The 19,168-nt window shown below is 66.3% G+C and carries 17 protein-coding genes; 5 read left to right on the forward strand and 12 right to left on the reverse strand.

The genetic code is table 11. The features are described 5' to 3' along the window. From FA89_RS18895 to FA89_RS18905, 3 genes are all read right to left on the reverse strand, one after another. Entirely contained in the window at nucleotides 1–930 is a 930-nt protein-coding gene (locus FA89_RS18895) for a sensor histidine kinase (protein WP_240003938.1), read from the reverse strand. Next, the gene (locus FA89_RS18900; protein WP_240003939.1) at nucleotides 885–1,523 is read right to left on the reverse strand and encodes a response regulator transcription factor; all 639 of its coding nucleotides are present in this window, start codon (nucleotides 1,521–1,523) and stop codon (nucleotides 885–887) included. Before FA89_RS18900 ends, FA89_RS18895 begins: the two co-directional genes overlap by 46 nt. A 118-nt stretch (nucleotides 1,524–1,641) precedes the next feature. Then, entirely contained in the window at nucleotides 1,642–2,253 is a 612-nt protein-coding gene (locus FA89_RS18905) for an arylesterase (RefSeq protein ID WP_036143238.1), read from the reverse strand. Here FA89_RS18905 and FA89_RS18910 point away from each other — a divergent pair. Both FA89_RS18910 and FA89_RS18915 read left to right on the forward strand, forming a co-directional pair. Continuing rightward, nucleotides 2,252–2,938 carry an ABC transporter ATP-binding protein gene (locus FA89_RS18910; RefSeq protein ID WP_036143239.1) on the forward strand — a complete coding sequence of 229 codons (687 nt, stop codon included), beginning with the start codon at nucleotides 2,252–2,254 and terminating at the stop codon, nucleotides 2,936–2,938. The genes FA89_RS18905 and FA89_RS18910 overlap by 2 nt on opposite strands. Then, nucleotides 2,935–5,418 (forward strand): ABC transporter permease, encoded by a 2,484-nt coding sequence (locus FA89_RS18915; protein ID WP_036143240.1) that lies wholly within the window; start codon nucleotides 2,935–2,937, stop codon nucleotides 5,416–5,418. The genes FA89_RS18910 and FA89_RS18915 overlap by 4 nt, the downstream gene beginning before the upstream one ends. Before the next feature lie 8 nt (nucleotides 5,419–5,426). Here the strand turns inward: FA89_RS18915 and rimI are convergent, their stop codons facing one another. The 3 genes from rimI to pssA are packed head-to-tail and all read right to left on the reverse strand — an operon-like array spanning nucleotide 5,427 to nucleotide 7,168. Beyond that, a complete protein-coding gene (gene rimI / locus FA89_RS18920; RefSeq protein ID WP_036143242.1) occupies nucleotides 5,427–5,900 on the reverse strand; it encodes a ribosomal protein S18-alanine N-acetyltransferase in 474 nt (157 codons plus the stop codon). Nucleotides 5,901–5,906: 6 nt separating this feature from the next. Then, the gene (locus FA89_RS18925; RefSeq protein ID WP_036143244.1) at nucleotides 5,907–6,377 is read right to left on the reverse strand and encodes a hypothetical protein; all 471 of its coding nucleotides are present in this window, start codon (nucleotides 6,375–6,377) and stop codon (nucleotides 5,907–5,909) included. Continuing rightward, nucleotides 6,377–7,168: a CDP-diacylglycerol--serine O-phosphatidyltransferase gene (gene pssA / locus FA89_RS18930; protein WP_036143247.1), complete on the reverse strand. Its 792-nt coding sequence runs from the start codon at nucleotides 7,166–7,168 to the stop codon at nucleotides 6,377–6,379. The genes FA89_RS18925 and pssA overlap by 1 nt, the downstream gene beginning before the upstream one ends. Before the next feature lie 107 nt (nucleotides 7,169–7,275). Here pssA and FA89_RS18935 point away from each other — a divergent pair, with 107 nt between their 5' ends. Both FA89_RS18935 and FA89_RS18940 read left to right on the forward strand, forming a co-directional pair. Then, complete coding sequence (locus tag FA89_RS18935) at nucleotides 7,276–7,695, forward strand: DUF4124 domain-containing protein (protein ID WP_036143250.1); 420 nt, start codon at nucleotides 7,276–7,278, stop codon at nucleotides 7,693–7,695. A 63-nt stretch (nucleotides 7,696–7,758) separates the two neighbouring features. Beyond that, the gene (locus FA89_RS18940; RefSeq protein WP_036143253.1) at nucleotides 7,759–9,459 is read left to right on the forward strand and encodes a proline--tRNA ligase; all 1,701 of its coding nucleotides are present in this window, start codon (nucleotides 7,759–7,761) and stop codon (nucleotides 9,457–9,459) included. 169 nt (nucleotides 9,460–9,628) lie between these two features. Here the strand turns inward: FA89_RS18940 and FA89_RS18945 are convergent, their stop codons facing one another. Next, nucleotides 9,629–10,396 (reverse strand): hypothetical protein, encoded by a 768-nt coding sequence (locus tag FA89_RS18945; RefSeq protein ID WP_051938977.1) that lies wholly within the window; start codon nucleotides 10,394–10,396, stop codon nucleotides 9,629–9,631. A gap of 380 nt (nucleotides 10,397–10,776) precedes the next feature. On the opposite strand from FA89_RS18945, the gene FA89_RS18950 reads away from it, so the two are divergent. Next, nucleotides 10,777–11,100, forward strand: coding sequence for an H-NS histone family protein (locus FA89_RS18950; protein WP_036143256.1), 324 nt, complete (start codon nucleotides 10,777–10,779; stop codon nucleotides 11,098–11,100). A gap of 78 nt (nucleotides 11,101–11,178) precedes the next feature. Here the strand turns inward: FA89_RS18950 and FA89_RS18955 are convergent, their stop codons facing one another. The 5 genes from FA89_RS18955 to FA89_RS18975 form a co-directional block, all read right to left on the reverse strand. Next, entirely contained in the window at nucleotides 11,179–14,880 is a 3,702-nt protein-coding gene (locus tag FA89_RS18955) for a hypothetical protein (RefSeq protein WP_036143259.1), read from the reverse strand. A 140-nt stretch (nucleotides 14,881–15,020) separates the two neighbouring features. After that, entirely contained in the window at nucleotides 15,021–16,304 is a 1,284-nt protein-coding gene (locus FA89_RS18960) for a threonine/serine ThrE exporter family protein (protein ID WP_081916775.1), read from the reverse strand. Next, complete coding sequence (locus FA89_RS18965) at nucleotides 16,297–16,749, reverse strand: NfeD family protein (RefSeq protein WP_036143261.1); 453 nt, start codon at nucleotides 16,747–16,749, stop codon at nucleotides 16,297–16,299. Before FA89_RS18965 ends, FA89_RS18960 begins: the two co-directional genes overlap by 8 nt. 4 nt (nucleotides 16,750–16,753) lie before the next feature. Then, nucleotides 16,754–17,725, reverse strand: a complete 972-nt coding sequence (locus tag FA89_RS18970) for an SPFH domain-containing protein (protein ID WP_051938979.1) — start codon at nucleotides 17,723–17,725, stop codon at nucleotides 16,754–16,756. A 51-nt stretch (nucleotides 17,726–17,776) separates the two neighbouring features. Continuing rightward, nucleotides 17,777–19,168 carry a sensor histidine kinase gene (locus tag FA89_RS18975; protein ID WP_036143264.1) on the reverse strand — a complete coding sequence of 464 codons (1,392 nt, stop codon included), beginning with the start codon at nucleotides 19,166–19,168 and terminating at the stop codon, nucleotides 17,777–17,779.

Consider the following 19,168-nt stretch of genomic DNA (forward strand, 5'->3'; position numbering starts at 1 on the left):
TCAGGCCTCGACGGGCTGTGGATGTGGAAAGCGGACGCTGGACACGCGGTTGGCGCCCGGAAGCGAACGGGTCTCCAACGGCCATTGGAAGCGATCCGAGAGTCGCCGCGCGATAGCCAGGTCGAATCCATGCGGATTGACCGACGCATGCCGGCGCGTGCCCGGTTCCGGCGCGTCCACCGCGGGATTGATGACACTGACGCTGCCGGGCATGACGGTGACCACCACCGTGCCCTGATCGGTCTGCTGCAAGGCATGCCGGATGAGCTGGCCGCACAGCACCGCGAACACACGCGGCGACGCATGCAAGGCAAACGTGGCCGGCTCGTCCAGCACCAGTTCGACCGGGCGGCCCGCGATCAACTCGCGTGCGTAATCCACTTCCTGGCGCAACACCTTGTTGACCACGAAGTCTTCTTCGGCCAGCCCCTGGTCGGACTCACGGGAAAGAATGAGGAAGGCCTCGACCAGCGCCTCGAGCTCGCGTGTGGAGCGCCGGATGCGTTCCAATGAGCGATGCCCGAATTCGGAGAGGTCTGCTTCGTCGGCCAGCATGTCCGACGACATCTTGATGACCGTGAGCGGGCTGCGCAGTTCGTGGCTGGCGTCACGCGTGAAATTGCGCTCGCGCTCGCTGTAGCCTTCGATGCGCGAAGCCAGGCCGTGCAGTCCACGCACCAGCCGCGACACGTCGCCGTCGGACTTGCGTCCGCTCTGCTCGTGCAGCCCCGCCATGTCCGGACGATCCGGGTCCCAGCCGTCTAGCAGGCGCGCCAGTGCCTCGACCGGCATCCACTCCCGGGACACGGCGAGCCACGCCAGACCGCCCGACGAAAGCATGATGGCAATCGCGGCACCGATCGGCGCCACGTTGTTCGCCGCCATCAGCGATGCGATGACGACGACGAGGGTCTGCAGGACGAAAACCACCGCGATACGGGCTTTGAACGAGCCCCGCCGGATGGTTCCCCGCGTTTTGCTGCCTTCCATCGACGCGGCGATTCGCGCATGAGTATGGCCAGCAGCTTCAGGCCGATTGGCGAAACGGTGAGTTCCTGGCCGCCGCGCGTGAGGCGCAGCGTGGCGGTATCGAGCGTCATGTCGCCGACGTTGAGCACTTCGGATGAGACCTGACGACGGTCGCGGCGGATCAGGGCGCGCAGGCGCGCTTCCAGTTCACGCACTTCGAAGGGCTTGACCAGGTAATCGTCGGCACCGGCCTCGAGGCCGACCAGCTTGTCTTCCAGCGTGTCGCGCGCAGTGAGCATCAGCACCGGCGTGGACTTCTTGCCGTCCTTGCGAAGCTTGCGGCACACATCCAGGCCATCCATGCCCGGAAGCATGAGGTCGAGAACGATCACGTCGTAGCTGTTGGAAACGGCCAGGTGGAGACCGCTGACGCCGTCGGCGGCGTAGTCGACCGAATAACCCCTGCGCTCGAGGAACTCGCCGACCATCTCGGCAATCTGGCGGTTGTCTTCGACCAGAAGGATCAGGCCTGCCTGTTCATCGCGGTTGCTCATCGCTCCACTCCTTCGCTGATTCACAAATGTGAAGAGTTAACGGCCGAACCGGTGAGCACAGCGTGAAGACCGGAAACCAGTATTTATTCTGGGTACGACGACGTGCACGCGGCGTCGTCTACCTAAGTAAAGGGCTTAGCGTTTTCCACACATTCTCCGCGACACGCGGCTCGCCCTTGACTGTCGGATGCAGTCCGTCGTCCTGCATCAGCGACGGGTCGAGGGCCACGCCGTCGAGCAGGAACGGCAGCAGCGGCACGGCGTGGCGTGCAGCGGCATCCGCGTAGACCTTGCGTAGCCCGTCGCGGTACTGCGGGCCGTAATTGACCGGCAGTTCGATGCCCAGCAGCAGCACCTTGGCGCCGGAGGCCTTCGCGGCGGCGATCATCGCATCGAGGTTGGCCGCCAGTTGCGTCAACGGCAGGCCTTGCAGGCCATCGTTCGCGCCCAGTTCGATCACCACGACGGCGGGATGCTGTGCCTTGAGCAAGGCAGGCAGGCGATTCTTCCCGCTGAGCGAGGTCTCGCCGCTGATGCTGGCATTGACCATCGTCCACGGCGTCGCCATGTTCGACATGCGAGCCTCGAGCAGGCGAACCCATCCCGCGTCCACCGGAATGTTGTGCGCCGCCGACAGCGAGTCCCCGAGCACCAGCACCTTACGTGGCGCATTTGCCGCGGAGACGATGGCGCAGCAAACCCATAGCAACAGGACCAGGCAACGACGCATGAGCGATTCTTCCCGTGTTCTTCTCGAAGTGACCGATGTTACCAAGTCGGTCTTCGGCCCGGAGGGACGCCTCGACATCCTGTCGGGCGTGAACCTGCAGGTCGCCGCGGGCGAGAGTTTCGCCATCGTCGGCGCCTCCGGCTCCGGCAAGACCACGTTGCTGGGACTGTTGGCCGGCCTGGACGTTGCCACGTCGGGCAGCGTGCGGATCGACGGCCAGGCGCTGGAAGCGGTGGACGAGGAAGCCCGCGCGGCGATCCGGCGGCGGCTGGTCGGCTTCGTCTTCCAGTCGTTCCACCTGCTGCCTGCACTCACCGCGGAGGAAAACGTGATGCTGCCGCTGGAACTGGAAGGCGACGACGGTGCGCGCGAACGTGCCCACGCCGCGCTCGACGCGGTGGGGCTGACAGCGCGGCGCCGCCATTATCCCGCTCAGCTGTCCGGCGGCGAGCAACAGCGCGTGGCCCTGGCGCGCGCCTTCGTCCACCGGCCGCGCGTGCTCTTCGCCGACGAACCCACGGGCAACCTCGACCAGCACACCGGCGAACAGGTGGGCGACCTGCTGTTCGCGATGAACCGCCAGCATTCGACCACCCTGATCCTGGTGACCCACGATCCGCGACTGGCCGCCCGCTGCGCGCGCTCGGCCACGCTGCACGAGGGCCGTCTCGAGGTTGTCGCGTGAACGTCACACGCCTGGCCCTGCGCACCCTGCGCCGCGAATGGCACCTGGTCGAACTGCGTACGCTGGCCGCGTCGCTGGTGCTGGCCGTCATCGCACTCGGCGTGGTGGCCACGCTGTCCACACGGATCGAGCGCGGCATCCTTGCCAGCGCGGCCGAGCTGATCGGCGGCGACCTGGGCGTGACCGCCCCGGCACCCTTGCCCGAGCCATTGTTCCGTGCGGCGCAGGACGACGGGCTTACCGTGTCGCGCGGTGCCTCGTTCCGCAGCGTGGCGTTCGTCGGCGAGCGCAGCCAACTGGTCGAGGTGCAGGCCACCGATGCCACCTATCCGTTGCGTGGCACGCTGGAAGTGCGCGGTGCGAACGGGCGAAGCCGAGTGGCCCACGGGCCCGGCCGCGGCGAGTTGTTCCTCGATCACCGCGCTATGGTCGGGCTGGGCATCCGGCCGGGCCAGACGGTGCAGGTGGGCGGCAAGGACCTGCACGTCACGGGCGAGCTGCTCCGCCAGCCGGACGGTGGCGAGCTGTTCGCCCTGGCGCCGCGTGCGCTGATGAACCTCGACGACGCCACCGACGCCGGCCTGCTTTCGATCGGCAGCCGTGCCCGTCATCGCCTGCTGGTGTCCGGACCCGCCGGCGCCGTGACGACCTGGCGAGGAACGCTGGAAGCCTCGGCGCTGCCCCAGGGCGCCGAGCTGGTTACGCCGGAGAAGATGCAGGAGCGCATGCGCTCCGCATTCGACCGGGCCAGCGCCTTCCTACGCCTGACCGCCCTGCTTTCCGCCCTGCTCGCCGGCGTAGCGATCGCGCTCGCGGCGTCGCGCTATGCACGGCGCAAGGCGTCCGAAGTGGCCTTGCTGCGCGCGCTCGGCGTCCCCCGTCGACGGGTGGCCGCCCTGCTGGTCGGCACCCTCGCGGCGCTGGCGCTACCTGCCGCCGCGCTGGGCATGGTGATTGCCCTCGCGCTGGCCCAGGGCGCGTGGTACTTCGCGCGACAGTTGTTCGACAACATACCGACCACGCTGCCGCTCGGCCCCGCGTTCGCGGCCGCCGCCATGGGCTTGGCCGTGCTCGCGGGCTTTGCGTTGCCGCCCCTGGTCCGTCTCGCGGAGGTGCCGCCCGTGGCGGTGTTCCGCGAGTCCATGCAGCGTCGCGTACGCCGTTTCGACGTGCTGTACCTGATCCCGCTGTTGACGGCCATCGCACTGGTCTGGGTACAGAGCGATTCGGCCAAGCTGGCCGGCATTCTTGCCGCCAGCCTTGCCGGCGTGGCCGTGGTCGCGGCCCTGCTGTCCGCCCTGCTGCTGGTGATCGCCCGTCGCGTGGCGCCCGGCGCGCATCCGGCGCTTCGGCTGGGCCTGGCCGCGCTGGCCCGCCGCCGCGGCTTGTCGCTGGTGCAGGCCACGGCGCTGTCGCTGGGCCTGTGTGCGTTGCTGCTGCTGGCGGTGATCGCACCGTCGCTGCTGGACGGCTGGCGACGCGAACTTCCCGCGGACACGCCGAACTGGTTCGCGCTCAACCTGCAGGACGACCAGCGCCAGGGTTTCACCGATGCCCTGGCCAAGATGGGCGCCACACGCAGCAACATGATGCCGCTGGCCGTGGGCAAGCTCACGGCGATCAACGGCCGCGCGGTGGACACGCTGACGTTCGCCGACCCACAGGCACGCGATGCCGCCGACCAGCAACTGCGACTGTCGTGGAACTCGGACCTGCCGCCGTCCAACCAGGTGATCGCCGGGGCGTGGCCGGGGCCGTCGCCCGCCCACGCGGAAGTGTCGCTGGATACGTCCTGGCGCGACCGGTTCCAGCTCAAGCTGGGCGACACCCTGCGTTTCGAGGTGGGTGAAGGCAGCATCGACGCTCGCGTGACCAGCATCCGCAAGGTCGACTGGAGCTCGTTCCGGGTCAACTTCTTCCTGATGCTCGATCCGGCCCACGCATCGGACCTTCCGCACACGTGGCTGACCAGCTTCTACCTGCCGCGTGGCCATGCGGACGAGCTGGCACGCCTGTCGCGCGATTACGGCAACCTCAGCCTGATCGATGTCGATGCCCTGCTCGATCGCGTGCGCGACATCGTCGACCGGGTGGGCGGCGCGGTGCGCTGGGTGCTCGGATTCAGCCTGCTCGCGGGCGCCCTGGTGCTCACTGCTGCGCTGGCCGCCAGCGCGCAGGAGCGCCGCAAGGAAGCCGCCCTGCTGCGCACGCTGGGCGCCACGCGCATGCAGTTGCGCGCGGCGGCGGCCTGCGAGTTCGCGCTGCTGGGGCTGGTCGCGGGGCTGACGGCGGCACTGGGCGCGGCGGGGGCGGGGCTATGGATGGGCCAGGCGGTGTTCCGCATCGAGCACTTCGTCCCGCCGCTGTGGCCGCTGATCGGCACGGCGGCCGGGGCGGCGGTCGTGGTGATGCTGATCGGGTTGTTCGGCACGCGACGGGTGCTGAACACCTCGCCGATGGCCCTGCTGCGCGAGGGCTGAGCCTTCGACTAGGCGGGACGCTGCATGTCGAAAGCCATCACGATGGCTTCCTCGCGACCGCCTTCCGCGGGGTAGTAGCCCGGCCGCCGTCCGATCTCGTGGAAACCCAGCGAATCGTACAAGGCCCTGGCGGCGGGATTGGACGGGCGCACCTCGAGGAACACCCGCTCCACGCCATACCACCGGGCCAGGTCGATCAACCGGCGCATCATGCGCCGTCCGTAGCCAAGGCCTCGCCAGACGTCGCCGATACAGATATTGAGCACATGCGCCTCGCCCGCGGCGACCGACAGGATGCCGTAGCCGGCCACCTGATCGTCGTGCACCAGCACCCAGCAGTTGTGCCCGGCCTGGAGGCAGTCGCGGAAGATGCCCGCCGTCCAGGGGAACGGATAGGACGCATGTTCGATGGCGACCACGGCATCGAGGTCTTCGCGGCGCATCACGCGGACTTCGGTGGACGGGCGGGTGACGGCAGCCATGGCGGATCAGCTCCGTGCGAACGCGCGGCCCAGGGCGCGCAGGCCGTTCCAGAGGCGGCGCTTGGCGGCGGCATCGGTCAGGATGAGCGAGGGCGTGTCCACGAGCACGATCTGCGCCGCGCCCTGCTGTGCGGCGGAAAGCTGGTGGCCCAGGGCGCGCGCCTGGGCATCGCCGAAGACCAAGTACGTGGCCGCCGCGGGTACGTGCCCCAGGCCGGCGGCGCCAACCTCCAGGCGCGCCGCGCGGGCCGTGACCGCACCGAAGGCGCGCAACGCATGCCCGACCACGTCCCGCTCGCGCTCGGTGCATCCCGCGGGCAGGATGACGACACAGGTGGCCCGCTCGCCCGAGGGCGCCGCACCCGCACCCTCGCCGACATCGGCAGAAAGCACTGCCGACTCACCCGCCCGAAGACGCCACGGCGTGACGCCCATGACCTTCAGCAAGCGCGCATGGCGGACGGGCACGGCCGACATCAGGGAGCCCCCGTCGTCCTGGCGTGGCGACGCACACGACGACGGTGCGCGGCGCGGCCCCACAACGTCATGACCGGACCGGACACCGTGTAGAACACGGCCACCGCGAACAGCACGCGGGCGGTGTCGATCACCAGCAGCACCACCACCAGCACGGCGGCGATAAGCCAGATAAAGGGCACGCGGTCGCCCTGGGGCCACGCCTTGAAGCTGTAGTAACGCACGTTGCTGACCATCAGCAGCCCGGCGATGACGGCCAGCGGCAAGGCGAAGAAGGCCACCGACGGACCCGATACGTCGAACTTGGCCATCGTCCAGACGAACGACATGCACAGTCCCGCCGCGGCGGGACTGGCCAGCCCCTGGAAATAGCGCTTGTCGGCCACGCCCACCTGCGTGTTGAAACGGGCCAGCCGAAGGGCGGCGCACACCGCGTAAATGAACGCCCCCGCCCAGCCGATCTTGCCCCAGACGGGGCCGTAATCCGCCAGCGACGACAACGCCCACGTGTAGAGCACCAGCGCCGGGGCCAGGCCGAAGCTGACCAGGTCGGACAGCGAGTCGTACTGCACGCCGAATTCGCTCTGGGTGTTGGTCATGCGCGCGACGCGGCCGTCCATGCCGTCGAGGATGGCGGCCACGAACACCGCCAGGGCGGCGGTCTGGTAGTGGCCGGCGATCGCCGAGACGATCGCGTAGAACCCCGAGAACATCGCGCCCGTGGTGAACAGGTTCGGCAGCAGATAGATGCCGCGGTGTCGCGGCCCCCGGGGTTGGATCGAATCGCTCATAGCCAAAGCCGTAACGTGGGCCGTCAGTGTAGCCCAGGCGTCGTCGCTTGCACGCGCGCGGGCCCGGTGATACTTGTTGCGCCACCCTTCCCCTGCCGGAACCACGCATGCGCCGCTGCCTCGCCCTCGCGATCCTCGTCACGGCCTGCCCCCTGGTGATGGCCCAGGCCTACAAGTGGAAGGACGCCCAGGGCGTCACGCACTACGCCGACACGCCGCCCCCGGGCAAGGTGAAGTACGAGACCGTGAAGACCAGCGGCACTGCGGCAGCGCCCGCACCCGCAACCGCACCGGCCGCACCCGCGAAAGCTGCCAGCACGCCTCCGCCGCCGGGTATCCCGGTAGCCGATAACCCGGCCAACCGGACCAAACTGTGCGACCAGTTGCGCAAGAACATGGACGTGCTCGGCAAGGACCAGGTCGTCTCCGTGGACGACGGCAAGGGCGGCACCCAGCCGCTCGACGACGCCGGCAAGAAGCGCCAGGTGGAAACCACCCAGGCCCAGATGACGCTTTACTGCAAATAGATGCCAGGCGCGGGGCCGGGCTTGCACCTATAATCGTCCGTTCACTCCCGACGAATCGCCCGCATGCGCCTCAGCCAGTTCCATCTCGCCACCGTCAAGGAAGTTCCCGCCGACGCGGAAATCGCCAGCCACCAGCTGATGCTGCGCGCCGGCATGATCCGCAAGCTGGCGTCCGGCCTGTACACCTGGTCGCCGCTGGGCCTGCGCATCATGCGCAAGGTGGAAGCCATCGTGCGCGAGGAAATGGTCCGCGCCGGCGCCATCGAGGTCCTGATGCCCTCGGTGCAGCCACGCGAGTTGTGGGAAGAGACGGGCCGCTGGGAGAAGTTCGGCGGCCAGCTGCTTAAGATCAAGGATCGCAAGGAGCAGGAGTTCTGCTACGGCCCCACGCACGAGGAAGTCATCACCGATTTCGCGCGCAACGAGCTGAAAAGCTACAAGCAACTGCCGCTCAACTTTTTCCAGATCCAGACCAAGTTCCGTGACGAGATCCGCCCCCGCTTCGGCGTGATGCGCGCGCGCGAGTTCCTGATGAAGGATGCCTATTCCTTCCACCTCACGCCGGAATCGCTGGGCGACACCTACAAGGTGATGTACGACGCCTATTCGCGCATCTTCACCCGCCTGGGCCTCACCTTCCGCGCCGTGGATGCCGACACCGGTGCCATCGGCGGCAGCGCCAGCCACGAATTCCAGGTCATCGCCGACTCGGGCGAGGATGCCATCGCGTTCTCCGACGGTTCGTCCTACGCGGCCAACATCGAGAAAGCCGAAGCCATGGCGCCCGGCATCGAGCGTCCGCTGCCGTCCGCCGAACTGGTGCGCGTCGCCACGCCGACCCAGCGCACCATCGAGGAGATCACGGCGTTTCTCGGCGTGCCCGCGGCGCAGACGGTCAAGACGATCCTCGTACGCGGCGTGGAAGGCCTGGTCGCGCTGGTGGTGCGTGGCGATCACGACATCAACGAAGTGAAGGCGGCCCACCTGCCCGAGCTGCCCGACACCTCCGAACTGGCCAGCGAGGCGGATATCCTCGCCGCGATCGGCACGCGCGCCGGCTTCATCGGCCCGGTCGGCCTGCCCGACACCATCCCGGTCATCGTCGACCGCAGCGCCGCAGTGCTGGCGGATTTCGTCTGCGGCGGCAACCAGGACGGCACCCATTACACCGGCGCCAACTGGCAGCGCGACGCACGGATCAACCGCGTGGCCGACATCCGCAAGGTGGTCGACGGCGACACCTCGCCGGATGGCCACGGCACGCTGCGCCTGGCCCGCGGCATCGAGGTCGGCCACATCTTCCAGCTCGGCCAGAAATACGCCGAGGCCATGGGCGCCCGCGTACTCGACAACAACGGCAAGATGGCCACCATGTACATGGGCTGCTACGGCATCGGCGTCAGCCGTATCGTCGCCGCGGCGATCGAACAGCGCCACGACGACGCCGGCATGATCTGGACCGACGCCATGGCGCCGTGGCGCGTGGCCGTCTGCATCATCAACCCGAAGAACGATCCGCTCGTCACCGAAGCGGCCGAGTCGCTCTACCAGACGCTGTCACAGGCGGGCGTGGATGCCGTGCTGGACGATCGCGGCCTGCGTCCCGGCCCGATGTTCGCGGACATGGAGCTGATCGGCATCCCGCACCGCGTGGTGGTCAGCGGACGCGGCCTGGAAGCCGGCACCTTCGAATACCGCGCGCGCACGGATGCCGAAGCCCGCAACATCACCCGCGACGACCTGCTGGCGCTGCTCAACCCCTGAGCAGGCCGTAACGCCCCGTGTAGGAGCGCGCGCTCGCGCGCGACATGTGTTGAGGCCGCCCCCCGGAGCTGGCGCGCCAGCCCAACGGTTATCGCGAAACGATGTCGCGCGCGAACGCGCGCTCCTACATGTCGGGGCCCCGGCGCATCGCACCCTCAGCGATATCGCATCATTGCACCGCCCTATTGATCGCCTTCGCATAATCCGCCGTGGTCCGGCCCGACGCCGAACACTTCTGGATATCGTCGTACAGCCACATGAAGCCGCCCGGGATACCGGCGCTCTGCTTCCACGCCGCCATCTTCGATTGCACGGTCGCCGGTGAATCACCGGCCGAGCAGCCGCTGCCATTCTTCGACCACAGCCCCGGAATCACCGGCATGCCCAGCGCACTCGTCCACTGCGCCGGATTGTTGCCCGTCCCGCCGGCATAGGCCTGCAGGTAGATCTTGTCCACAGCGCTACCCAGGTTGGTCTTCAACGACGCCCAGAAGCTGCGATTGGTGTAAGGCGCAAACGTGATCTTGTAACCCAGGCCAGCCAGCATTTTTCCGAACGCCGTCGCGGACGCCAGATCGTAAGCGCTCTCGTCGTCAAAATTGGCCGCATCCGCCCCGGTAATCTGCTTGAGCAGCTGGAAATTCCGGTACAGGATACTGTCCGGGCCAGTGCCGGAACCCGCGCCGGTGCCGTTGACCAACGCCTCAATACTTTCGAAATCCGTGGTGCCGCCTGCCCCGATCGATACCTCGATGCGATTGACCGAGGTGGGCGCCTGTTTAAGGGTCGCCAGTTCCGCCGACCAGCCGGTATTCGGACCGATATAGCTGCCATTGCTGATCAGCGGCTCGTCGTTGAGGTGCAGGTCGCCGTTGGTGTCGACATGCACGCTCCACAACATCACGGTAGTGAATCCGGACGCGCGAAGGTCGTTCATCACAGCGGTACCACCGCTGTAAAAGGGGCCACCACCGTAAATGGCGGATTCGGCGAGGGCGCTCCCGGAAAGGCAAAGGCTACCGGCGAGGATGAGTCCTAATAGGGATTGACGTGGACGCGCGATAGACATGACGATTTCCTTGTTGAGGAAGATGATGGCCGGCGATCACAACGGCCGGCGATCGAGCTGAATTGGGCCAGATAGCCCGTCATGAACTGTAGGATTAATCCGATAATTTAGTGCGATAACGTCGAGCATCCCATATGGAGTTCCCATGGGTACGCCAATTAGGTCACAATTACGCTCGTTAACCCTTTCCGGTTAATAGCCTGATTAACCGGGCAACCACCCTCTTAAATCATCACCGGGAGATGCCCATGGCCATCGATATCAAGAATCTCAACCTCAACCAGCTCAGCGAGTTGATCGCCAAGGCCCAGTCGCGCCAGAACGAAATGCGCAAGGACCGGATTTCCGACCTGCGCGATAAAATCAATGGCATGATCAAGGCCGAGGGTTTGACCTTTGATGAGGTGTTCGGCGTACGAGCCCCGAAGTCACGTCGTACCGGCACGTCCGTAGCGGCAAAGTACCGCAATCCGGACGATGCCGAACAGACCTGGTCGGGTCGCGGCAAGCGCCCCCGCTGGTTCAACGATGCACTGAAGGCTGGCAAGAAAGAAAGCGACCTGCTGGCCTGAGCCTCACGCTACACCGAAGAACCACGACCGACGCCAGACGGCTTGCCGTACTGGCGTCATTCGTATCCGCCCCCAGCGTCAGCGCTTCACGGGGAGTGGAGCAACGCTGTCACGATCGATCGTCCCCTCATCCCTCGCTATCGAGAAGCCCTCAAGCTCAAGGGGGTAACGCGTCGAATAGGCCGCTTTCTTGGAAAAAACACTGATGGTGACCGACGACGATGTAGCAACGAACGATGTGTGGTGAAATCTACCCGCTACGTACCGGTCACGCACGTCGGTCGCACCTGCTACCTCGATATCGACGCCCGGCTGAATGTACCGGGTCACGGAAATAATCCTGTACCGCTTTCCTCGAACGGTCATGACGTCGAATTCGAGCAACAGACGACGCACCTGATCCGCAAGGTATACCGGCATACCTTCAATAGTCGCCTGCTTCAAAGGATACCCTGTCGGGCCTGGCCGGCTATAGGCAAGCAGGCGATTTTCCGGAGCACCGAGGAATCCCGACCAGTGATAATGCACGAGATCGATAAACCCGCTGCCCGTGCTGTTTTTCCCGCCAGACCCGCCGCTGCCCACTCCAGCGTCTCCCGCGTCGGTATCTCCGTTAGTCCCCGAGCCACGTGTGCCGGCATTCTCCGAGCCCCCCGTACTACCTGTTTCGCCCGTACTACCTGTGCCGCCCGAATTACCCGTGCCGCCCGAATTACCTGTGCCAACCGAATTACCTGTGCTTCCCGCGCCAGCATTACCGGGAGAGACACTTTCGCCCGAGCCACCCGCGCCGTGCTTCGCCAGAATCACCGTCGCGAAGAAGTCCTTTTTCCGGTTACACAAACCTTCGAAGTCGAGCTGAAGCGGAAAGCCCTGTCGTTGCACCACGTCCTGTAGCCAGGACCGTGACAGCGGGAACCGGACGGTCGTCCCCAGGTCACGTGCCGTGATCGCGTACTTGTCTATCACCGTGGCAGTGGCGGAAGCCGCGGCGCTTACGCCGGTCATTCGCGTCGCTGCGACCACGACATGAATGCGGTCGCCGATGGTCATGCCCGCCCAGGGTTTCAATACTAACGTCGCGTCGTTCTCCAGCCTCGTCATGTCCAGATAGGGTGTGGTATTGCCGGCGTAAGTGCGGGCTTCCTCGATCGCAAGCGACGGACGATCCTCGACCGGGGGCAACGGGGCGCCGCCTGCCCCGGGTTTTGTGGCCGTCCCCGCTCCCTCAATCGACTTCCGTACCTCGTCTAGATTGACCACGTTAACGACGGCCACGGGCAAGGTCATGTAGCGAAACCCGGCCGCTGCCAGGGGGCGCTCGATGCTGACGACGATCTCGATGTCGGTGGCAGCGACCTTGGGTTGCCCGAGCAGCCACGACCTGGGCAAGCGAACGGCGACGCCCTTCTCGAGATGCGAAGCGGTCACCACCATGGCGTCCGCCAAATCGATGGTATCGGCCAGTAGGATCGAATCGACGAAACCGCGTGCCGACACCGTCAGGCGCTGGCCCGCGCGCATGAACGGCCAGCGCGGGACCCGGACGGTAAGGAACTCCGGGAGCGGCCGGTTCATGTCCAGGAACGGATGGCCCTTGCCGCCGGGTTTTTCCGTGGCCTCGTCGATCGACGCCTTGGGCAGCCGGGGATCGTTGGAGCTGTAGCCCCGAAGGGGAACGGACAGGGTATCGGAGGTTCGCGACAGGCCGTCGCGGGTGACGACGTAGCGGGCTTCGAACACGCCACCCAGCGCAGGGATGAGCTGATCCGCACTGACGCTTGCACTCGCATGACCGGTGGCCGCGGTCGCCAAGAGATCGTTCCATGGCGATCCAGGAACACGACACTGGAAACGCACTGCATCGTCTGGACGCACGTCAGCCGTCGAGGGCGTGGTGAGCGTGATGCCATCGGCCGACCGGGTGACATCGAGTGAGTCGCCATTCAGTGCATCGGTATGCGGTGGTGGAAGGTCGCCGATGGTCGCCGCAGCGATACGGACGGCCAGGGCTTTCGCAGGTAAGGGACCGATCACCGTCCCGTGGCGTTTCACCGTGTAAACCACCGGTATCGTCTTGCCAGCGTCCTTTGCCGCTTCCTGCCGAGGTACGTCGAAGACCATGACCCGCGGTGGCACACCTTGCACGACGCACGATCCCGAGGCCCTGCCTGCCCATTCCAGGGATACGTCATCCCCGTCCTGGAAGAGGCCGTTCGGCGTCAGCACGACTTTTACCGACGCATCGCGCAACGCAGATAACGCCAGTTCGTTGTCGGCGGATGCCTGCGGCAACGCCAGGTCGGGCCAGGATATCGCCACGGGCGCCTGGCTCAGGTTCACGGTAGCGACGCCGGAAAGCCATGTCGCCCTGTCCGCGTTGGCAAAGGCGACGGTTAGCCGCCATGTCTTCGCACGCAGTTCCTCGAGGCGACCGCGCGGCAGCATCCAGACCAGCCGATCCTGATCGTCCGCCTGGCCAACGATCATGCTCATTTCGAGGCTCTGGGCCGATTCTTCGCTGCGCATCCGCAGGGTAGCCACCCACTCAGCCGGAAAGGTCGACCCGACCGGCATGCGTACCTCGATGTCACCCTTTACCGTGGCCAGGTCAAGCAGCCCATCCACACTCTGTGGCACATCGGGCGCGGGAGGGACGGCCGCCTCACCGATAACCGGCCGGGTTCGGGTCGCCGACTCACGGATGCTCGCGCCGCGCTTCACCACGTAACCGGCAAAAACCATTCCGCCCACGAAGTAAGCCAGCCAGCTGCGGAGAATGCTGAATTCGTACCGCGTCATCACGGGGCCGTCCGGCGTCGAAAGGCCTTCCGTCCGGGGATCGTCGGGCATGCCAGGGCCAGCGAAGGTGGTCTCCAGATAAGGATTGAGGACCAGGCCGGTCGAGGTCGTACCCGTGAGCGTCAGGGTAATCTCGTCCCCGTCGACGACATCGGGATACGCCACCTCGACCGTCACCGTCGAAGCCTGGCTATCGTAGTCACTCGCAGGCGCGCGCCCCAGATCCAGCTGGCCACGCGCATTGACACCGGCAAACGTGGGCATGGGCAGGAGCGTGTCGAAAACGGCGTTGACGTCGACGGCCGGCGCCTTGCCTGATGTATTGCCGACGCGATCGCGAATGTCGTACGACACCGATACGATGCCTTGCGGCGATACCGCGATCACGGCCCACGGAACGATGGCCTCGACCGGACGCCCCACGACAACCGTCGCCGGATCGACCTCAACCACCTCGCTTCCCCAATACACGGCAGGCCGCGCACCCTCCTCCATGTTTTCCCAAGCGGGAATGGACAACGCCAGGTCCTGTCCCTTCGTCAGCCCGTCGGTACCTTCGATAGGCCTCAGGTTTTCGTTGACCGCCGTCATGTCGGTAGGCGAAGGTCCCTCGCCGCCAGGACGGGTGAACTTTGCATCCAGGGTGAGCGAGGGTGAACGCCGCGCCTGCCGGGTATCCGGCTCGCCCACCGTCTGCACCACGTAATACACCTCGATGTTGCCCGGGTGCCGTTGCAGCACCGGCGGCGGCACCGCGAAGTCGATCCAGTAGTTGTACCAGGACACTTCGGCCGTATCGATCCGCTCGCCATCCCAATAGAGGTGGATCAGGTCGCCGGTATTCCTCTCGGACGTGGATACCGTCAGCAACATCCCACCGACATCAGGTGACAAATGGGAGCGATTGACTACCGCGGGCACGTCCGTGCCGAGCGCGGGCCGCGGGTAGGTGGGGTCGATCGTGAACGTGTCCGTCATGGGGATGTCTCGCTCCGTGAGTCCGTCGTGCTTCAGCCTGCGTCGTGCAGACCGTCTCGACCCAAGCGTAAGAGCGAGCCCCCGTCACCACCATCGTCCGGAAGTCGTAGGATGAGCGTAAGCCGATTCGGCAGACGTGGTTACAACGACCGACGCGGCGCCACGATCAGGTCGCCGAACAACAGGCCGGCCACCAGCGACACCAACAGGGTCACGCCCAGCAGCCCGGTATCCATGCCCAGCGATGCGTCATGGTCGAGTAGGTACGACACGCTGCGGAAGCTCACCGATCCCGGCACCAGCAGGATGATGCCCGGCTCGCGGACCACTGCGCCGGGCTGCTTCGCGTAGCGCGCGTAGACGTTGCTCAGCGAGCCCAGCAACAGCCCCCCGACGAACACACCGAACGGTGCCCCCGGCAGCGAGCCGGAGATGCTGCCGCCCCAGCGCGTGGCCAGGTAGCCCACGATCACTGCGCCCATGACCACCAGCCAGTCACGGCGCGCGGCGCGGAACAGGATGGCGAACGAGAACGCGCCGATCGCCAGCATCGGCCAGTCCGCCCAGCCGGGTAGAGGCGCCAGGGCATAGTCGCGCGACACGATGCCGAAGGCCTCGCACAACTGGCTGGCGGCCACCGTGCCGAACGTCAGCTTCAGCAGCGTGGCGATGGCTCCGCCCATCCGAGCCACGCCCGCCACCAGATGCTGGCTGGAAATCTCGCGCACCGCCGTGGTCAGCGCCATGCCCGGCATCAGCACGATCAGGCTGCCGAGGATCACCGACTTCACCGCCAGCGGCACGAGATAGGCACTGACCACGATGGCGATCGCCGTGGCCACCATGGCACTGATGGCGTCGCTGGCCGTAGCCAGCCGCGGCCGGCTGCCCGAGGCCACCGTGATCCAGCCGATGATGACGCCGATGAATCCCGCCGTGATCAGGTCGGGCCAGGCGCTGTGCAACAGCAGGCCGACGACCGTAGCGGCACACAGTCCGTAGCTGGCGATGACGCCCAGCGCCGCGCGGGAGGTTTCCGGCGCGCCGAGCTTGCGCAGCAGGTGGAAGCCTTCGCGCAGCTCCATCTGGCCATCGATGACCGCGTCGGCGATGCGGTCGGCCTCGCACAGGCGGGCCAGGTTGACGTCGCCGGGAGGCAGCCGCATCACCTGGGTGACCTGGGCCACCCCGTCGTCGCCCTGCCCCAGGTCGGCGAAGGACACGATGATGGCGGTGGGACTGGACCAGACCTCCGCCGACAGGCCCAGGCGCTGTGCGGAACGGGCGATCGCGGTTTCCAGCCGCGGCGCCGTGGTGCCGTACTGGTGCAGGCGGCGGGCGAGCTCGGTCAGGAACGCGATGCGGGTGTTGATCGCCGTGGTGGCGAAGCTCACCGGGACGGTCAGCGGAGCGGTGTCAGGCAACGTCCGCCGCCTTCACGCGAAGGGTGGTGCCGTCGATGCCGACGACTTCGACGGTGGCGCCCAGCGGCAGGTCGGGGCCGGCAACCAGCCACATGCCGTCACCGACCCTCGCCTTGCCGCGGCCCTGCACGATCGGCTCGCACAAGGTGTAACGCTGCCCGATCAATTGCTCACCGCGCCGGTTCAGGCGCTCGTTACCCGCCGGAGAGCGGTTCAGGCGGGGCCGCAGCCACTTCCAGTAGAGGAAGCACGAGGCAAAAGCCAGCACCACGAACACCACTGCCTGCGCCAGCACGGTGAGGTCGGGGATCGCCAGCATCACGATGCCCATGACCGCGGCGGCAATGCCTATCCACAGCAGGAAATAACCCGGCAGCAGCACCTCGCCGCCCAGCAGAAGCAAGGCGGCGATCCACCACAGGTAATGCAGTGCGATCTGGCTCATGGCGTCAGCGCGGCAACGGCGGAGTGCGGTTGACGGTGCCGGTATCCGCCTGCGCACGCTGCTGTTGCTGCGTGGCCAGCGAGGCCTTGGCCAGCTCGGCGATACCCGCCAGCGAGCCGAGGATGCCCGTGGCTTCCATCGGCAACAGCAGGGTTTTCTGGTTGGGCGACTTGGCCATTTCCTTCAGGGCCTCGACGTAGTTGTTGGCCACGAAGTAATTCAGCGCGTTGACGTCGCCGTGCGAGATGGCATCGGACACCATGGAGGTGGCCTTGGCTTCGGCCTCGGCCAGGCGTTCGCGGGCCTCGGCCTCGCGGAAGGCGGCTTCTTTCTTGCCCTCGGCGCTGAGGATGGCGGATTGCTTCTCGCCCTCGGCCTTGAGGATCGCCGCCTGGCGGAAGCCCTCGGCGTCGAGGATGTTGGCGCGCTTCTCGCGCTCGGCCTTCATCTGCCGCGCCATGGCGTCCACCAGATCGCGTGGCGGCGAGATGTCCTTGATTTCGATACGGGTGACCTTGACGCCCCAGGGATGCGTGGCTTCGTCGATCACGCCGAGCAGCTTGGCGTTGATCGCATCGCGCTGGCTGAGGCTTTCGTCCAGGTCCATGGAGCCCAGCACCGTACGGATGTTGGTCATGATGAGGGCCAGTGCCGCGCCTTCCAGGTTGGCTACCTCGTAGGCGGCCTTGGCCGCGTCCAGTACCTGGTAGAACACCACGCCATCCACGCGGACCACCGCGTTGTCCTTGGTGATGACGTCCTGCGAGGGGACTTCGAGCACCTGCTCCATCATGTTCATCTTGCGCCCGATGGCGTAGACGAACGGGATGAGGAAATGCAAACCGGGGCTGAGCGTGCCGGTGTATTTGCCGAACATCTCCACCGTCCACTCATAACCCTGCGGCACGATGCGAATCAGCTTTGCCAGGATCGTGACAGCCACCACGACCACGACCAGCGCGACGATAGTTCCCATGAGCCGTTATCCCTGTCTGAGGTGTATTGCCCGGAGTATAGGCGAAGCAGCTCAGCCGGGACCGGCGGGCAGCGCCAGGGTGACGCGCAGGCCGCCGCCCTCGCGGTTGGACAGGGCGATGCGCCCGCCGTGGGCCTCGGCGATCTCCCGTGCTAGCGCCAGGCCCAGGCCGGTACCCGCGCGCTTGGTCGAATAGAACGGCAGCAGCGCCTGTGCCAGTACGGTGTCGCTCATGCCGGGTCCCTTATCGGCGACCTCAATCAGTATCTCGCGTCCCACCGCGTGCACCGCCAGACTGACACCGGATGCGTCGCCGCCGGCCTCGTGCGCATTCTTGATGAGGTTGATCAGCACCTGCTCGATCTGGCTCGCGTCGAACCAGCCGTCCCGTTCCGGCACCGCCGCGGCCAGTTGGAACTGCGCATGCAGTGCCAGGCCGTCGAGGAACGGCTTCCAAGGCACGGAGGCCGCCTGTGGCGCCGGCAGCTTGGCGAAACTGGCATAGCCCGAAATGAAACCGTGCAGGTGCTTCGCCCGGTCGCCGATGGAGGCGAACACGCCCGGCAGACGTTCCAGGTCACCGCGCCGTGCCAGTTCGGCACCGGAATAGGACAGCGACGAGATGGGCGCCAGTGAGTTGTTGAGCTCATGGCTGATGACGCGGATCACGCGTTTCCAGGTGTGCACTTCCTGGCGCGACAGTTCACGGGTCATCCGGCGGTAGAGCTGCAGGCGGTGTGGTCGCCCCTGCAGGCGGAAACCACGCTGGGAGAGGTGGAAGGTTTCCTCGCTGCCCTCCATCTCGACGTTGAACAGCGCATCCTCGCCCGCGGCGGCAGCAGCGCGCAGGCTTTCGGGCATGGCGTCCAGCAGCGTCTGGAAATCCAGGCCGGCCAGCGCGCGACCTTCATTGAAGAGCTGACGCGCGGCGATATTCGCGTAGGTAACCTTGCCTACGGTATCGGTGAGCACCAGGGCCACGGGCGTGTTCTGCACCACGGTGTCCAGCAGCAATTCACGCTGCGCCAGGTGCTGGCGCTGCTCGCGCAGGGTCTGGCCCAGTTCGTTGTGCATCCGGATCAGGTCACCCAGTTCGTCGTTGCGCTCCGACCGGATGGAGATGCTGAAGTCGCCGTCGCGATAGCTGGCCACCGCGCTTTCCAGCGCACGCATCAGCCGGCGCACCGGTTCGATCAGCACGTGGGCCATCAAAGCGGAAAGCGGCACCAGCAGGACGAGGCAGATCAGCAGGGCCGTCGTGGCGTCGAAAGTCTCGACCGGCACCGCTGGCAGCAACTTGCCCGATTTGGCGGGCACCGTGCGCATCCAGGTGACCAGTTGGGGGAAAGGCCAGAAGCATATCCCGGCGAACACCAGCGCACCGACGATGGCGGAGGTGGCCACCACCAGGGTCATGCGCCCTTCCAGGGTCAGTATGCGCAT

This window comes from Luteibacter sp. 9135 (genome assembly GCF_000745005.1).
Lineage (GTDB): Bacteria > Pseudomonadota > Gammaproteobacteria > Xanthomonadales > Rhodanobacteraceae > Luteibacter.

Excerpts from the sequence above, each read along its gene's own strand:
- FA89_RS18900 (WP_240003939.1), bottom strand. The coding sequence starts at position 1,523 with ATGAGCAACCGCGATGAACAGGCAGGCCTGATCCTTCTGGTCGAAGAC.
- FA89_RS18910 (WP_036143239.1), top strand. The coding sequence starts at position 2,252 with ATGAGCGATTCTTCCCGTGTTCTTCTCGAAGTGACCGATGTTACCAAG.
- FA89_RS18905 (WP_036143238.1), bottom strand. The coding sequence starts at position 2,253 with ATGCGTCGTTGCCTGGTCCTGTTGCTATGGGTTTGCTGCGCCATCGTC.
- rimI (WP_036143242.1), bottom strand. The coding sequence starts at position 5,900 with ATGGCTGCCGTCACCCGCCCGTCCACCGAAGTCCGCGTGATGCGCCGC.
- FA89_RS18925 (WP_036143244.1), bottom strand. The coding sequence starts at position 6,377 with ATGTCGGCCGTGCCCGTCCGCCATGCGCGCTTGCTGAAGGTCATGGGC.
- pssA (WP_036143247.1), bottom strand. The coding sequence starts at position 7,168 with ATGAGCGATTCGATCCAACCCCGGGGGCCGCGACACCGCGGCATCTAT.
- FA89_RS18935 (WP_036143250.1), top strand. The coding sequence starts at position 7,276 with ATGCGCCGCTGCCTCGCCCTCGCGATCCTCGTCACGGCCTGCCCCCTG.
- FA89_RS18940 (WP_036143253.1), top strand. The coding sequence starts at position 7,759 with ATGCGCCTCAGCCAGTTCCATCTCGCCACCGTCAAGGAAGTTCCCGCC.
- FA89_RS18945 (WP_051938977.1), bottom strand. The coding sequence starts at position 10,396 with ATGAACGACCTTCGCGCGTCCGGATTCACTACCGTGATGTTGTGGAGC.
- FA89_RS18950 (WP_036143256.1), top strand. The coding sequence starts at position 10,777 with ATGGCCATCGATATCAAGAATCTCAACCTCAACCAGCTCAGCGAGTTG.
- FA89_RS18955 (WP_036143259.1), bottom strand. The coding sequence starts at position 14,880 with ATGACGGACACGTTCACGATCGACCCCACCTACCCGCGGCCCGCGCTC.
- FA89_RS18965 (WP_036143261.1), bottom strand. The coding sequence starts at position 16,749 with ATGAGCCAGATCGCACTGCATTACCTGTGGTGGATCGCCGCCTTGCTT.
- FA89_RS18970 (WP_051938979.1), bottom strand. The coding sequence starts at position 17,725 with ATGGGAACTATCGTCGCGCTGGTCGTGGTCGTGGTGGCTGTCACGATC.
- FA89_RS18975 (WP_036143264.1), bottom strand. The coding sequence starts at position 19,168 with ATGCGCATACTGACCCTGGAAGGGCGCATGACCCTGGTGGTGGCCACC.